This is a genomic window from Petrotoga sp. Shatin.DS.tank11.9.2.9.3, from assembly GCF_003665005.1.
In the GTDB taxonomy this organism is placed as follows: Bacteria; Thermotogota; Thermotogae; order Petrotogales; family Petrotogaceae; genus Petrotoga; species Petrotoga mobilis.
Genome location: NZ_JGVT01000001.1, coordinates 299,298 through 315,725, shown reverse-complemented (window position 1 = coordinate 315,725; position 16,428 = coordinate 299,298). Strand labels below are relative to the sequence as shown.

Sequence of the window (16,428 nt, the reverse complement as noted above, 5' to 3'; positions counted from 1 at the left end):
ATATAATTAAGGTTGAATAGTATCTTCTCTCTGAGAGGTGTGAGACAATGCTGAAAAAACTAAAAGATTACTGCAATTATTCACAGAGCCAGATTTTGAAACAAATTTTGGAAGAAAACGGTATACAAGTATTTTTAAAATCTCCCATTGGAATAGGTGGAGAATATTTCGGTGAAGGAGCAATTTACGATTTATATGTTGAGGATAAAGATTTTGAAAGCGCGATAGTTATAATTGAAGAATTGGAGAAGGGAGGAATTACTTTGTCTGAACTTAAAAAGACTCCGCTTTATGAAAGACATATAGAACTTGGAGCGAAGTTGGGAGAATTTGCAGGTTGGGAGCTTCCGTTATGGTATTCTTCTATTATTGATGAGCATAACGCAGTAAGAAATTGTGTTGGAGTTTTTGATGTATCTCATATGGGTGAATTATTTGTGCAAGGGAAAGATGCTCAGAAATTTGTAAATCACCTTATTACGAATAATGTGGAAAAGATACCCATTGGTAAAATTGTGTACTCTCCTATGTGTAACGAGGATGGTGGTATTTTAGATGATCTTCTCGCTTATAAATTAGACGAAGAAAAGATCTTGTTGGTAGTCAACGCATCTAATACTCAAAAAGATTTTGATTGGGTAAGAAAGCAATCTTCTTCTTTTAATGTTGAGGTTATTAACAAGAGTGATGAATATTGCCAAATAGCTTTCCAAGGTCCTAAATCCCAGGATCAACTGCAAAAATATCTTAAAGATATTGATCTGGATAGTATAGAATATTATTCCTTCAAAATTCTAGGATTGGAAGGAGAAGAAGTAATATTATCAAGGACCGGATACACAGGTGAAGATGGTTTTGAGTTGTACCTGTCTCCAGCGATCTCTGTTAAAGTTTGGGATAGACTTATACAACTTGCTAAAGAGGTTGATGGGAAACCATGTGGTTTAGGAAGCAGGGATACTTTGAGATTCGAGCCTAAAATGCTCCTTTATGGCAACGATATGGATGAAAATACTACTCCTTTGGAGGCAGGTCTAAGTTGGACTGTTGATTTTAATAAAGAATTTATTGGTAAGGAAGCTTTGCTGAAACAAAAAGAAGAAGGAATCAAAAGAAAATTAGTTGGTATGGAAGTACACGACAAGATGCCGGTGAGACATGGGTATGAAATTTTCAAAGATAATGAAAATATAGGGTTTGTGACAAGTGGTGTAAAGTCTCCTACTTTGGGGAAAAATTTAGCCTTGGGCTATGTAAGTAAAGAATTTTCAAAATTAGGATCCATTGTGAGTATAAAAGCAAGGGAAAAGTTACTAGAAGCTGAGGTCGTGAAAACTCCGTTTTATAAAGGAAGTGTAAGAAGTACAAAGTAACAAACGAGGCAAAGGGGCGCTATATCAACTTTTATAAGAATAATAAAAAGAGGTGAGATGTTATAATGAATGATTTTCCATATTTACCCCATACCCAAAAAGATATAGAAGAAATGTTCTCTTTTTTGGGAATAAAAGATATAGATGAACTTTATCGAGATATTCCAGCACTGTTCAAAGGTGAGTTGAATATCCCATCGGGTTTGAGTGAATTAGAAGTTAAAGAAAGGCTAACCGATTTATCGCAAATGAATACAAATATGGAAGAATACGGGGTTTTTAGAGGTGCGGGAATTTACAATCATTATATTCCTTCTGTGATATATCCTTTAGCTTCAAATAGGAATTTTTTAACTGCATATACGCCTTACCAGGCTGAAGTTTCTCAGGGTACCCTCCAAATACTCTATGAGTATCAAACTCAAATTTGCAATCTTACGGGGATGGAAGTTTCTAATTCATCTATGTACGATGGTGCTTCAGCTTTAGCTGAGGCTATTTTAATGGCAAAAAGAATTAATGGTAAAAATCATGTTTTGATGTCTAAATTGGTTCATCCCGAATATCAAGAAGTATCAAAAACCTATGTTGAAGTGCAAGGGATGAATATAGAGCAAATAGGCTATTTATCTGAAACGGGACAATTAGATTTAGATGATTTAACTTCTAAAATCACTCAAGAAACATCTTGTGTTGTAGTTTCATATCCAAACTTTTTTGGTGTAATAGAAGATTTGAAAGCGATAAGAGAAAAGGTTCCTAGCGATGTTATTTTCATTGTAGTTACCTATCCAATCTCTTTAGGGTTGTTAGAAGCTCCTGGAAAATTTGGGGTGGATATAGTAGTAGGAGAAGGTCAATCTTTAGGAAATACACCTTCATTTGGGGGACCAAGTTTGGGATTCTTCGCTTCCAAAAAAAAGTACATCCGAAAGATGCCTGGCAGAATTATCGGTGAAACCGTGGATCAAGATGGTAAAAGAGGATTTTGCATGATTTTGCAGACAAGGGAACAACATATAAGAAGAGAGAAGGCTACTTCTAATATATGTTCAAATCATGCATTCAATGCTCTTTTGGCTTCTTTGTATATGAATGTGATGGGAAAGCAAGGGATAAGAGAAGTTTCTCTTCAGAATTATCATAAAGCCCATTATCTAGCAAAAAAATTGGTAGAGACTGAAAAGTTTAAACCTGTATTTGACGGGCCATTTTTTAACGAGTTTGTATTAGAAAGCAAAATTGATCCTGATCTTCTCAACGAAAAACTGTTGGAGCAACATTATTTTGGACCTTTGATACTGAAGAATTTTTATGAAGAAATGGGGAATAAGGTACTGTTTTGTGCAACAGAACTGACTAAAAAAAGAGATATCGACTTTTTATGTTCTTTCTTGGAGGGATTATCATGAAATTGATATTTGAAAAATCAGTTAGCGGGAGAACATCATATTCGCTTCCTAAATTGGATGTCAAAGAATCTCAGATAGATATACCAGAACATTTAGTTAGAAATGAAGCTCCGAATCTACCAGAACTTTACGAAGTTGATGTTGTTAGACATTACAATCAATTAGCCAGTCTAAACCATTCGGTTGATAGAGGTTTTTATCCTTTGGGTTCTTGTACAATGAAATACAATCCTTTTCTGAATGAAGAGGCTGCATCTTTGAATGGATTCAAATTTATTCATCCCTACCAAGAGGAAAGTACAGTACAAGGTGCGTTGGAATTGATGTATGAATTACAAGAATTTCTTAAAGAAATAACAGGAATGGATTATGTTACCCTGCAGCCTGCTGCTGGTGCCCATGGGGAGCTTACAGGAATGCTTGTTATTAAGAAATATCTACAAGAAAATAATTTAGGTCATAAAAATGAAGTTATCATACCAGATTCCGCTCATGGTACGAATCCTGCTTCTGCGGTAATGGCAGGGTTTGATGTCGTTAAAGTTAATTCGAATAATGAGGGAAGAGTCGATTTAGATCATTTGAAATCTTTAGTGAATGAAAATACTGCCGCTATTATGCTTACCAATCCAAATACTTTGGGATTGTTTGAAAAAGATATTCTGAAGATATCTGATTTGATGCATAAAAACAATGCCTTGTTGTACTACGATGGGGCGAATTTAAACGCAATAATGGGAAAAGTAAGACCTGGAGATAATGGTTTCGATGTTGTCCATCTAAATCTACATAAAACATTTTCTACCCCTCATGGAATGGGGGGACCTGGGAGTGGTCCTATAGCGGTAAAGTCTTTTTTAAAAGAGTATTTGCCTAAACCTATTGTGGGTATGAAAGAAAGTGGGGAATATTATTTTGATTATGATATCCCTAAAAGCATTGGTAAAGTACGTAGCTTTTACGGTAATTTTTTAGTACTAATCAAAGCATACACTTACATATTATCAATGGGCAAAGAAGGTTTGAAGAAGGTAAGTGAACTTGCAACTTTAAATGCGAATTATTTGAAAGAGAAGTTATCAAAATTTTTAGACGTTGCTTATCCAGATGTCTGTAAGCATGAGTTTGTAATAAAAGGGAGTTCGTTGAAAGATTATGGTGTAAGCACACTGGATTTTGCAAAAAGGCTCTTAGATTATGGCATGCATCCTCCAACAGTTTATTTTCCTTTGATAGTGGATGAAGCAATGATGATCGAACCAACCGAAACCGAAAGCAAAGAAACCTTGGATGAAGTTGCTTCTATATATGAGAAAATCTTAGAAGAAGCCAGGAAAGAACCAGATAAATTAAAAGAAGCTCCTTTGAGTTTAACTATTAAAAGATTGGACGAAATAAAAGCCAATAAGGATTTAAAGGTGAAATTTGAGTAGGCGTTGATAAGCTGGGGATGAAAGTTGAAGGTATTTGTTATATTAAGTCAAAAAAACAGTGAGGCAAAAATATCGACTTACGCCTCACTGTTTTCTTGTTTTAAACATTCTCCACAGATTCCATAGAAAGTGATTTCAACAGAGTCAATTTTGTTATCTTTTAATTCTTCTTCAGTAAAAGTTTTAAAACTAATTAATTTCTTTTCATCTATGAAATTTAATTTATCTAACTCTATATCTTGCACTTTTCCACAATTTTTGCAAATAAAATGCGCATGAGGGGTGATGTTAGAATCGTAATGGATTTTATTTTCAATTAAAATTTCTTTTACTAGTCCTGCATTTTCAAATAATTTTACAATGTTATACACTGAAGTGAAAGAAATCTGAGTTTCATTACTTTTTACTAACTTTTGATGCAATTGATCAATCGACGGATGTTCATTAGAGTTAAAAAGCTCAAAGGCTACTTTGAATCTATTTGGAGTAACCTTAATCTTTTTATCTTTTAATATTTTGATTATACTATTTTTATCGTATTTAATTTCCAACTCTACCACCTTAGTTTAAATTATTTTACTGGTTAATTATAACACAAGATTTTAAAGAATTATTTGAATTATAGTGAAATTAACAATAGTGTCAAAAAACAAGTGATATAATAAAAAGGTAGCTTAAAGAGCAGAGAGCAAAGAATTGCGACCTTATATCTTAATGGGCAAGGATTGTGGCGACGGGGCGCGAAACGAATTTTGGGATTTCTAAATGAAGTATAAAATAATAAAGATTTTTAGGAGGGATACAGTGAGTGAGGTTAAAAAAATCGGTTTAATGACCAGTGGTGGAGATGCACCTGGAATGAACGCTGTTATTAGGGCTGTTACAAGAAGTGCAGTTGTGGAAAATATCGAAGTGTATGGGTTTTTGAGAGGATTTGCTGGTATTTTAGATAAAGAATATAAAAAACTAACATATTCAGATGTTGGTGGAATAATGGAAAGAGGGGGAACCATTTTAAGAACCTCTCGAGTACCAGAATTCAAAGTTCCTGAAGTTAGAAAAAAAGCTGCTGATATATTGAAGGATTTAGGTATAGATGTGTTAGTTATAATTGGGGGTAACGGGAGTCTTACTGGGGGAAAGTTGCTAGCAGAAGAACAAGGGATATCTGTAGTAGGCGTACCGGCTTCTATAGACAACGATATTGCATATACCGATATGAGCATAGGTGTTGATACCTGTCTTAACACAGTAGTTGATGCCATGCAAAAGTTAAAAGATACCGCTTCTTCCCACGAAAGGGCTTTTATCGTCGAAGTTATGGGAAGGACATCTGGATACATAGCGTTGATGTCAGGTCTTGCTATAGGTGCGGAAGCTATAATAATACCAGAAGTTCCCACCGATTACGATGCTTTAGCAGAAAAAATGTGGGATGAAAGAAAAAGGGGTAAGATTAATTCAATAGTCGTTGTTGCGGAGGGATCTGCCAGCGCCTATACAGTCGCCAGACATTTAGAAAATAGAATTGGTTTTGAAACGCGTATAACAATTTTAGGCCATATTCAAAGAGGGGGTTCTCCTACTGCATTCGATAGAATTTTGGCTTCGAGAATGGGGAACGAAGTAGTAAAATCAATTAAAGACGGAAATTTTAACGTGATGGTGGGCTTGAGTAAAAACGATTTAATAAGAACACCTCTTGAAAAAGTGCTTTCTGAAAATAATAAATTGGATATGGAGATTGTAAAGCTGGCAGGGATTTTATCCTAGGGCGTTCAAGGGGTAAACCCCTTGAAAATTCCCAAGGCATGGAATCTAAAAAAAAGATGTAATTTGGGAAGAAACACCCAAAAGTTACGCATCTTTAGGAGGATAGTTATGAACGAAAAAATAGAAAATAAAAAGACGAGAATCGTTTGCACAATTGGTCCAGCTACTCAAGATGAAACGATGATAAAAAAATTGATAAATGCAGGAATGAATGTAGCAAGATTGAATACTTCTCACGATACCATTGCTGATCATGAGAAAAGAGTAAATTTAATAAAGAAGATACGAAAAGATTTGAACATACCTTTTGCCATTTTACTCGATTTAGAAGGTCCTAAGATTCGTACGGGCAAATTTGAGACGGATCAAGTAATGTTGGAAGAGGGACAGAAATTTATTTTGACTATCGAGGAGATCGTTGGCAACAAAGAAAGGGTGAGTATAAATTATAGAGAATTACCTAAAGAAGTTAAAAAAGGAGATTTTATTCTTCTTGATGATGGAAAAATTCGACTTGTAGTCGTTAGCAGCAACGAAAAAGAAATTGTTACGAAGGTTGTAACCGGTGGCAGTATCACTCACAGAAGAGGGATAAACGTTCCTGGAATAGATATCAGTTTGCCACCTTTAACAGAAAAAGATATGGAGTATTTAAACAAGGCTGTAGAATGGAACGTAGATTATATAGCACAATCTTTTGTTAGAAAAGCTGAAGATATCACTAGAACGAGGAGAATTCTAACGGAATTGGGTATGCCCGATCTCCCCATTATCGCAAAAATCGAAACATTACAAGCTCTAGACAACCTTGAATCGATCATTGAAGAAGCTGATGGGGTGATGGTCGCAAGAGGAGATTTGGGTGTTGAAGCACCAGTTGAACAAATACCTTTACTTCAAAAGAGAATAATAGAGATTGCAAATACAATGGCAAAGCCTGCTATAACAGCTACCCAAATGCTTGAAAGTATGGTTAACAATCCTTTTCCTACAAGAGCAGAAGCTACTGATATAGCTAATGCTATATTAGATGGGACGGATGCAGTTATGTTGTCTGAAGAAACGTCGATTGGGAAATACCCTGAACAAGCTGTCAAAGTTATGGCTAATGTAGCTAAAGAAACCGAAAAAATACTAGAAGAGTACTACTACAAATTTGATTATTCAACATACGGTGGTGGAGATCCCGCTACCAATTCGATAACGATGTCTGCAATAAAAATTGCCGAGCAATTAGGAATTGATGTTATAGTTGCGACCACTTATAGTGGTTATACGGCAAGAGCTTTGTCTAGGTTCAGAAGAAATATTAAAATAGTTGCTGCATCTCCAAGGATAACTACTTATCATCGATTGGCATTGGTATGGGGAGTCACCCCCGTTATCATGCAAAAATTTACCGACACAGATAATATGTTGGAGAGCGTTAGCAATATCGTGAAATCTTTAGATTTTGGTGTATCAGGAGAAAATATCATAGTGACGGCTGGGATTCCCTATGGTTTCTCCAGTAAAACCAATCTCTTAAAGGTTCATGAGATATGATATAATTGATACATTAGTAAAAATTTATTTTTGAGGTGATTTTTATGAATAAAATAGATGAATTAACTCCAAAAAAAGTTGTAGAAAAATTGGATAACTATATAATCGGTCAAAAGGAAGCAAAGAAACAAGTTGCTATCGCTTTGAGAAATAGAATTAGACGGTTGTCTCTATCAGAAGATGTTAGAAAAGATGTTATACCGAAAAATATTCTGATGATAGGTTCTACCGGTGTTGGAAAGACTGAGATTGCTAGAAGATTAGCAGAGGTTGCCAATGCACCATTTGTGAAGGTTGAAGCTACAAGGTTTACGGAAGTTGGATATGTTGGAAAGAATGTAGAAAGTATGGTCAGAGAATTGGTTGATTCTTCAGTCAATATGGTTAAAAAAGAAATGATGGAAGAAGTTAAAGATAAAGCTCAAAGGCTCGTAGAAGAAAGAATAGTAGAAGTACTCGTGCCTTCAAAGAAAAGAGCAAAAGCTCAGCCCTCATTTATGGATGTGATGCAACTTTTCAATCAAAACGCTGAATATTCCCAAAATAAGGACTACGATGAAAATGAAGACGAAAATATAAGAAGAAGAAGAGAGGAATTATTGGAAAAATTAAGAAAGGGCGAATTAGAGGATGTAGAAATAGAAGTAGAAGTCGAGGAACAATCTTCCCCAATGTTTGCTGGATTAGGACCAGAATTAGAAGACATGGGTATACAATTTGGAGAAATGTTTCAAAATCTTATGCCTAAGAAGAAAAAAAGAAGGCGAATGAAGATTTCTGAAGCGAGGAAGGTTTTGGAACCTATCGAATCGGAAAAGTTGATCGATCAAGATAAATTAATTCAAGAAGGTTTAAGTAGAGCCGAAAATAGAGGCATAATTTTCATTGATGAGATCGATAAAATTACATCCAAAGGTGTTTCTTCAGGACCCGATGTATCCAGAGAAGGTGTTCAAAGAGATTTGTTGCCGATAGTTGAAGGTACAACCGTCATGACAAAGTATGGTTCCATTAGTACTGATTATATATTGTTTATTGCTGCTGGTGCATTCAGTGAGGCTAAACCTTCGGATCTAATTCCTGAGCTTCAAGGTAGATTCCCAATTAGAGCAGAATTATCAGATTTGACTAAGGAAGACTTTATTAGAATACTCACCCAGCCAAAGAATGCAATATTAAAACAGTATCAATACTTGCTGCAAACCGATGGAGTGAAAATCGAGTTCACTGAAGATGGCGTTGAAAGAATGGCAAATATAGCCTTTGAGCTCAATGAAAAAGTCGAAAATATTGGAGCAAGAAGACTTTACACTGTAGTCGAAAAAGTTCTTGAAGAGGTTTCTTTTGAAGCCCCCGCATCAGGAGAATGGGAATTGAAAATTGATAGCAATTATGTAGATCTAAGACTTGGTAAAGTATATGGTGATGAAGATCTTAGAGAATATATCCTTTGATGGACGGTAGTGAGCTAGTAAATTGTATATTTCAATAATATTTTTTGGAAGTGAGGATATATGCGATTAAATGGTTCCAAACTAATTATCATAATAGGTTGTGGAAGATTAGGGTCTGAACTAGCTTTACAGTTGAGTAAATCTTATAATGTTGTGGTTCTTGATAAAGAAGAATCCTCTTTTGAAAGATTGTCGAAAAGAAATTTTACTGGTTTCACAAGAGTGATTGACACAAGTGATATGGCTGCATTAAAGGATGTGAATATTGAAAAAGCTCACATGGTTTATATTGTCACTCCCGATGACAATTTAAATTTTATGTTGGCTTATGGAATTAAAAAATTAAATTCGGGGGTAAGAATAGCCGCAAGAGTGAACGATCCTTTAAAAAAATCAATTTTTATTAAGGCAGGATTGAATTTATTTTGTCCCATTGAGGATTCAGTAATGGATTTAGTTGAGGAATTGGAGAAGGAAGTAGTTAAGTATGAGTAGAATTTTTTATATCATAGAGGGAAAGATATTAGCCTATTCTCTAGCTAAAAAATTACTCTTATTGGGTAATCAGGTTTACTATGTGAGTCAAAATAAGGAAAATTTGGAGATTTTAGATGGATTAAAGGTAAATTTTCCGGCTCTTGAGCTCGTCAAGCAAGATCCCACCGATATCAAATGGATAGAAAATTTGGATCTAAATAAAAAAGTAGAAGCCTTAATAATAATCTCTGAGGATGACGCATTGAATTTTGTTGTATCTTGGCTGCTGAGAGAATATTATGAAGATATAAAGATAATCTCTCTAGTCAATGCAACAGAAAACGAAACTATTTTCAAAGGTATTAATGTCGAAACACTAGTTCCAATTTCTTGGATGCAAAAAATAATAGAATCTTCTTTGATTCATGAAGATATTACTGATTTTTTCAATCCCTATGTGGAAAAGTTATCTATTCTGGAACTCACTATACTTGAAGATGATAAAGCGGTAAATAAAAAACTGAAGGAATTAAATATACCTCAGAATTCAATAATTGGAGTTTTGATAAGAGAAGACGGAGATATAATGGTTCCTCAAGGTGAAACAATTATTTATAAAGGAGATAGATTGATCGTTCTGGCTTTAAAAGAACAAGCTGACGATGTTATAGAAACGTTAAAATAGAGGTGATCAAGTGCCTTCTTACACATATTTTTTAAAATTAAGGTATAAAGCGATTTTTAGAAATACAGGAAATATTATAATAGGTCTTTCAGTTTTGATACTTTTAGTGGGTTCTACGGCTTTTATTTATGATTCATTTAAAGATTTTCTGCCATTTTTGATTACGGGGATATTGTCCTTTCTTAGCGGTGGAATGTTTCGCTTCATTGGAAGTGGAGAAAAAAGAAAAGAATTAAATACACAGGATGCTGTCGTCACAGTCTTTTTTGTTTGGACACTCGCAATATTCCTTTCTTCTCTGCCTTTTATTTTTTCTGGTGAATTGAATTTTTCACAAGCGGTTTTTGAATCCACAAGTGGATGGACAACGACGGGGCTTTCGATGTTTTCTGATGTGGAAGTACTACCCCGCTCTATCTTAATATGGAGATCTGTGATGCAATATGTCGGTGGCGCAGGTTTCGCTATAATTACTGTAATCGTTGCTGGTACCATGGGTGTCGGTATATATCAAGCAGAAGGAAGAAGTGATAATTTAGTTCCAAATTTGAGGGAATCAGCTAGGATTATTCTTAGAATCTATTTAAGTTGGGCGGTTATAGGTGTTCTGCTTTTGATGTTTGTAGGAGAACTCTCTTTTTTTGATGCCTTTAACCATACATTAACCGGCTTGGCTACAGGAGGATTTTCTACAAAAAATTTTAGTATAGGTTCTTTTGGTAGCTTGAAGGTAGAAATAATTATCATGTTGCTTATGATTATGGGCGGAACCGGGTTTGGAGTCCATTATGCTGGTTTATTAATGATTAGAAATTTTATTAGGAATCGCAGAGACTATCGGTCCAAAAAAATTTCTTTACTTGAATTAAGAGAAAAAATTAAATCTGAGCCTTTTTTAAAAAATCCCGAAATTAAGACCATGTTCATAATTTTAGTTATTTCCTTTTTGTTACTTTTTTCTTTTACTACGGTTGAAATGTATGGAGTTGAAGATGGCTTAATTCATTCCGCATTTCAGAGTATTTCAGCTCTAACAGGCACTGGCTTTTCAACGGTAGCTTTTTCAAATTGGAATTATTTCGGACTGTTAATTTTGACAATATTGATGATCTTAGGTGGAATGATGGATTCCACATCAGGTGGTTTAAAATTATTCAGGGTTTATATCGCTTTCAAATTGATAATTAACCAGATTAAAGAATTTTTTAAACCCTCTGGAACCACGTTTTACATAGAAGTATATAAAGGGGTATCAAGAAAGAAAATTGATCTAAACGCAATAAAAAATGTTTTAGTAGTCTTTACAATGTATTTTATTACCTATTTTATTGGAGTTTTTATATTGTTGGCTTATGGGTATCCGCTCCATAATGTTTTGTTTGAGTTTGCTTCAACTTTATCTGCTGTGGGACTTTCTACAGGTATTACCTCGAGTCAAGCTCCCTTGGGTGTGATCTGGACTCAAACATTAGGAATGTATTTAGGGCGTCTGGAATTTTTCGTGATTATAAATGCACTTATAAAATTGTTTAAAGATTTGAGAGATATTATTTAAAAAAATATGCTTTAATACTTGAACGATCTTTTGTTTTTCATATTAAAAAAAACAAATTTAGGAAGATAAAAAATACCCGCCATCTATAATTAGGCGGGTTAATTTTATCCTTTGACTGAACCGGCGAGCAAACCTCTTACAAAATACCTTCCCAATATCATGTAAACGATGAGTGTAGGAAGGGCAGCTATTAAAGCTCCTGCCATTTGAACGTTCCATTGAACGACCTGACTGCCAGCCAAATTGACTAACGCCACCGTTATGGGCTGTTTCGTTGGGTCACTAGTTATCGTTACTGCAAATAAGAATTCATTCCATATGTTAGTGAACTGCCATATTATAACAACTACGAAACCAGGTATAGATATAGGTAAAAGAATCTTTGTATAGGATTGCCATATGTTTGCTCCATCCACAGATGATGCTTCTACTAATTCGTTTGGTATTTCCTCATAGTAATTTTTAAACATTAATGTTGTGATCGGTATTCCGTATATAACATGGGTTATTATTAATGCTGGTATTGTTCCATATAAACCTATTGCTTGAAAGAATTGTATCAGTGGAAATAATACGCTCTGATAAGGTATGAACATGCCAAATAGTATGAGTGCAAAAATAATATTTGAATATTTGAATCTTAATTTTGAAAGGGCAAAGCCATTTATAGAACCAATCATTGCAGATATTAGTGTTGCTGGTATTGTAAGATAAAAACTGTTTTTTAGATTCGGCCCTAACTTTGCAAACGCCTCTTTGAAACCTTCAAAAGAAATCTTAGTTGGAAGTTTCCACATGTTTGATATAGAGACTTCTTCAAACGGTTTAAAAGAGGTGCTTAGAGTTACATAAAACGGCAGCACGTAAAATATTGTGAATAAAGCCAATATAATGTAATAGATTGTAAGCGAAGTTTTATTTGTTTTTTCTGCCATCATCTCTCCCCCCTAAAAGAGCTATAAAGATATGGTACTATAACCGCTGCTACCATTACCAACATTATTATTGCAATAGCTGATGCTACTGCATATCTGTTTGATCTGAACATCTGTTCAAACATGTAAACAGCAGGCATATCGGTAACGTTGTTAGGCCCACTTCCAGTCATAGCGTATATTAAATCAAATATCTTTAAGGACATGTGTCCTATTACTATCATTGCACTAAGTGTAATTGGTCTAAGCATAGGCATCTTTATTCTCCAAAATAATTGAGTACCTGTTGCACCGTCTACTTGTGCTGCTTCTATCATCTCTTCAGGGATAGCTCTAAGCCCAGCTAAATACATTGCCATTACGTATCCTGACATCTGCCAGGTTGCTGCTATTACCACTGGTATCAACGCTAAATTGAATTTTCCTATTGATTGAGTACTCGTGTACCACATCCATTGTAAGTTTGACCATCCAAGGTTTTCAAGTAATAAGTTAATTCCCTGTGGGGAAGTTGGTATGTTCCCCGGAGCGAATATCCAACCCCAAACAGTTCCTGTTACGACAAATGAAATTGCCATTGGGAATAAAAAGAGGTTTTGAAAAAAACTTGATCCTTTCAATTTTTTGTCAATAATATTGGCTAAAAATATACCGAGTATAATACAACCAGCAAGAAAAAATAGGGTAAAGAATAATGTATTCCATAAATCTGTTTGAAATCTGGGATCCATGAATAACCTTTGATAATTTCTAAGCCCTACAAACTTATATTCCCCACTTAATAATGAAGAGAAACTATTCCAGTTGGATGTTGATGTTCTTACAGTTAAAAATATGAAATAATATACAAATATTCCTATGAATGCTAAAGAAGGGAGAATTATAAGGAATCCTGCTCTTGCTTTTTTCTTTTGAACGGACATATCTATCTCTCCTTATCGATTGAGGTATATTGAAAATCTCGGCCCCATAAAGGGCCGAGATTAAGTTATCTTAATGTTAATCTGTGAGTAGATTTACGTCGTCAGCAGCCCATAATATCATTTGTTTTGCTTGGTTAACATTTTTAGTAGTTACTAAATTGTTGATGGCATCGTTAAATGATGTGACAAATGCTTCAGGCGCAGCGGATCCGTGAACGATGGATGGTGATATGATGAGAGTTCTGAAATCTTCAGCTGTTTCTATTAGATATGGATCATCTCCTGGATCTGCATCAATTCTTGCTGGGATAGAACCTTTGATTGGGTTAAACAATGATTGAGCCCTTGTGGAAGCCAAATATTCCAAAAAGATTAGTGCATTTTGTCTATGTGGGGCATTCTTTGGTAATCCGAAGGTATCAGATACTAGTACAAATACCGCTTGCGTACCAGGCAGTTCAAACCATCCAAAGTCTTCTCCTGGTGTCCAACCTAAGGTTTTGTAGTAACCTTCCGCCCAGTCACCCATTAAGTTGAAAACAGCTTTGTCTTCATACAATAGCCTTGCAGCATCTTGCCATTCCAAAGCTGCATGGTCTACGTTCACGTAGTTCATAAGTTGAACCATTTTCTCTAATGCACTGTCAAGCCTTTTGTCGTTGAACGATAGTTCACCGTTGAATAATGCGTTGTAATTAACGGCTCCAAATTCGGCTACCATGAGATTTTCCGCAATTTGACCGGCTTCCCACTTGTTTTTATCTCCCAAAGCAAGAGGGGTATAACCTGCAGCTTTTGCTTTTTCTAATGCGTCTATGAATTCCATCCAAGTTTCTGGCTCTTTTGTCAAACCTATTTCGTTGAATAATTTCTTGTTATAGAAGATTACGTTACTTCGATGGATAGTCAGAGGAATGGAATACACTTCACCCTGATAACTTACAATGTCTATTAGACCTTTTGGAAATTTATCGTATACTCCCCAAGATTTGAGATAGTCTGTTAAAGGTTCCATGAGTCCAGGTATTACGTATGTATCTGTTAGCTCCCAACCAGCATGTACTTGGAATGTATCTGGTGGGTTACCACCAAGGGTTCTTGTTTTCAATACCGCTTTGGCGTTAGTCCCTGCACCACCGGCAACAGTTGCGTTAATTACTTCAATGTTTGGATATAGTTCATTGAAATCCTCAATAGTTGCTAAAAGAGCCTCTTCTTCTCCTCCACCTGTCCACCAACTGAATATCTCTACCTGCCCGCTTTGGGCATAGATCATGGTGAAACTTAATACACTTAGAAGTACTAAACCTACTAATTTTCTCATACTATGCTACCTCCTTTTTGAGAATTCACAATTTATTTGGAAGCTCTAAAACTTTCTTTTTTATTTGGGGTTGTTATAAGATATGTTTTTGGCATTGTTTAGCAAAAATTCATATGGAGAAGATACGATGTGTTCGATCGCAATTGAGGCTGCACCTGACAAAATAGCATCTTCTTTCTTTGTTGCGACTAAAATTTCTGGTATTTCATTGGAAAAGGTGTATTGTTCAACTATTTTTTTTATTTCTCTGATTACAGAGTTGCCTACTTTTAAAATTCTCCCTCCTAAAATTACTGCTTCGGGATCAATCGTATTTACCAGGTTCACTATTCCTAAAGCTAAAAATTTACTGATTTCATCAATTGCTTTTTTAATTTCATCTGACTTTTTTGATTCATTTAAAATTATCTCTAATGGTAAGTTAAATTCATCTGCTAACCTTGATAAACCTCCGAAACTTTCCAAAGGAATTAAATCTTTAGTTATGACTGTATGGCCTATTTCTCCAGCAGAATTAGAAGTTCCCGAATATAACTTTCCGTTTATTATAATTCCTGCGCCGATTCCGGAATCACCTACAATAAAAACATAATTGTTAAATTTTTTTCCATGTCCAAACCACTTTTCACCTAAAACAGCACCATTTGCATCATTTTCTAACCAAATTGTTTTTTCATAGTGTTCTTCTAGCTGCTCAACTAGCGGGTATTCTTTTAGTAATGGGAAAGGATGAACTGATCGTAAAATTCTTTTTTGACTGTCTATCAAACCCGGCATAGCAATACCCATCCCTTTAATCTTGTAGAAGTCGACTTTGGAGTTATTGATCAATTCATCAATTATTAAAATTAGGTTTTTTAAAACATCAGTGGGCCTTCCATATGAATTTATTTCTTTTTCAATACTATTAATTTTTTTACCCTTAATATTGAATATTCCTGCACGTACTATATTTACCCCGAATTCAATACCTATAACATAAAAAGCGTCTTCTTTGATTTTTATAAGTTTTCTTTTTCTACCTAATTTGCCATCTACAGTGCCAACTTCTTCTACTAAATCCTTGGAAATTAATTCGTTGACTATATTTGTTATAGTTGCGTTTGTAAGCCCTGTTATGTCTGATATTTCTGATCTTGTGCTTGTCCCTTTAGAATTCAATAATTCTAGAACAACAGTCCTGTTTCGCTCTTTAACTAATTCTATATTGTATGTTTTATTTGTCATCAGTAAACCCCTTTGCATTTTATTTCTGCTTCACTTTCAATTTAAATACATTTTATTATAAATGTCAAGTTTGATTATGAGCGTTTATACTCAATTATTATCATTTAAAAGCGATTATTTAGGAATATCTTAAGAAATCATACTTTTTTTATTTAAAAAAATTTGGTCTATATATTTATAGTTTAATACTTGAACGAATATGTAGTTTTCATATGAAAACCTCATTAAATACTGTTCATTATGCAGTACTACCTAATGTAAATTTTTAAAAATTTAGCTAATAAATTCGTTGAGGTTGTTTGAGTGGGAATT

General features: G+C 34.7%; 14 protein-coding genes. 9 read left to right on the top strand and 5 right to left on the bottom strand.

Annotated features, from left to right (window positions below):
• Window positions 1-47 precede the first annotated feature (47 nt).
• The 3 genes from gcvT (at window position 48) to gcvPB (ending at window position 4,218) form a co-directional block, all read left to right on the top strand.
• Complete coding sequence (gene gcvT / locus BZ25_RS01415) at window positions 48-1,373, top strand: glycine cleavage system aminomethyltransferase GcvT (RefSeq protein ID WP_121567203.1); 1,326 nt, start codon at window positions 48-50, stop codon at window positions 1,371-1,373.
• A gap of 65 nt (window positions 1,374-1,438) precedes the next feature.
• Window positions 1,439-2,785 carry an aminomethyl-transferring glycine dehydrogenase subunit GcvPA gene (gcvPA, locus tag BZ25_RS01410; protein ID WP_121567202.1) on the top strand — a complete coding sequence of 449 codons (1,347 nt, stop codon included), beginning with the start codon at window positions 1,439-1,441 and terminating at the stop codon, window positions 2,783-2,785.
• Window positions 2,782-4,218: an aminomethyl-transferring glycine dehydrogenase subunit GcvPB gene (gene gcvPB / locus BZ25_RS01405; protein ID WP_121567201.1), complete on the top strand. Its 1,437-nt coding sequence runs from the start codon at window positions 2,782-2,784 to the stop codon at window positions 4,216-4,218. The genes gcvPA and gcvPB overlap by 4 nt, the downstream gene beginning before the upstream one ends.
• Window positions 4,219-4,295: 77 nt before the next feature.
• On the opposite strand, the gene BZ25_RS01400 is transcribed toward gcvPB, so the two are convergent.
• Complete coding sequence (locus BZ25_RS01400; protein WP_158245175.1) at window positions 4,296-4,769, bottom strand: Fur family transcriptional regulator; 474 nt, start codon at window positions 4,767-4,769, stop codon at window positions 4,296-4,298.
• 214 nt (window positions 4,770-4,983) lie between these two features.
• Between BZ25_RS01400 and pfkA the strand changes: the two genes are divergently transcribed.
• From pfkA to BZ25_RS01370, 6 genes are all read left to right on the top strand, one after another.
• On the top strand, window positions 4,984-5,991 hold the full coding sequence (pfkA, locus tag BZ25_RS01395) for a 6-phosphofructokinase (protein ID WP_012209700.1): 1,008 nt from the start codon (window positions 4,984-4,986) through the stop codon (window positions 5,989-5,991).
• Between the two features lie 108 nt (window positions 5,992-6,099).
• The gene (gene pyk / locus BZ25_RS01390; protein ID WP_103064809.1) at window positions 6,100-7,536 is read left to right on the top strand and encodes a pyruvate kinase; all 1,437 of its coding nucleotides are present in this window, start codon (window positions 6,100-6,102) and stop codon (window positions 7,534-7,536) included.
• 44 nt (window positions 7,537-7,580) lie between these two features.
• Window positions 7,581-8,990, top strand: coding sequence for an ATP-dependent protease ATPase subunit HslU (gene hslU / locus BZ25_RS01385; RefSeq protein ID WP_121567200.1), 1,410 nt, complete (start codon window positions 7,581-7,583; stop codon window positions 8,988-8,990).
• 60 nt (window positions 8,991-9,050) lie between these two features.
• Window positions 9,051-9,485, top strand: a complete 435-nt coding sequence (locus BZ25_RS01380; RefSeq protein WP_103064811.1) for an NAD(P)-binding protein — start codon at window positions 9,051-9,053, stop codon at window positions 9,483-9,485.
• The gene (locus BZ25_RS01375; protein ID WP_012209704.1) at window positions 9,478-10,152 is read left to right on the top strand and encodes a TrkA family potassium uptake protein; all 675 of its coding nucleotides are present in this window, start codon (window positions 9,478-9,480) and stop codon (window positions 10,150-10,152) included. The genes BZ25_RS01380 and BZ25_RS01375 overlap by 8 nt, the downstream gene beginning before the upstream one ends.
• 10 nt (window positions 10,153-10,162) lie before the next feature.
• A complete protein-coding gene (locus BZ25_RS01370; RefSeq protein WP_121567199.1) occupies window positions 10,163-11,707 on the top strand; it encodes a TrkH family potassium uptake protein in 1,545 nt (514 codons plus the stop codon).
• Between the two features lie 104 nt (window positions 11,708-11,811).
• Here BZ25_RS01370 and BZ25_RS01365 read toward each other — a convergent pair whose 3' ends face one another.
• The 4 genes from BZ25_RS01365 to BZ25_RS01350 all read right to left on the bottom strand — a co-directional run bounded on the left by BZ25_RS01365 (window position 11,812) and on the right by BZ25_RS01350 (window position 16,116).
• Entirely contained in the window at window positions 11,812-12,645 is an 834-nt protein-coding gene (locus tag BZ25_RS01365) for a carbohydrate ABC transporter permease (protein WP_121567198.1), read from the bottom strand.
• The gene (locus BZ25_RS01360) at window positions 12,642-13,565 is read right to left on the bottom strand and encodes a carbohydrate ABC transporter permease (RefSeq protein ID WP_121567197.1); all 924 of its coding nucleotides are present in this window, start codon (window positions 13,563-13,565) and stop codon (window positions 12,642-12,644) included. Before BZ25_RS01360 ends, BZ25_RS01365 begins: the two co-directional genes overlap by 4 nt.
• A 76-nt stretch (window positions 13,566-13,641) precedes the next feature.
• Complete coding sequence (locus tag BZ25_RS01355; protein ID WP_121567196.1) at window positions 13,642-14,889, bottom strand: ABC transporter substrate-binding protein; 1,248 nt, start codon at window positions 14,887-14,889, stop codon at window positions 13,642-13,644.
• Window positions 14,890-14,949: 60 nt separating this feature from the next.
• On the bottom strand, window positions 14,950-16,116 hold the full coding sequence (locus BZ25_RS01350) for an ROK family transcriptional regulator (RefSeq protein WP_158245176.1): 1,167 nt from the start codon (window positions 16,114-16,116) through the stop codon (window positions 14,950-14,952).
• Between the last annotated feature and the right edge of the window lie 312 nt (window positions 16,117-16,428).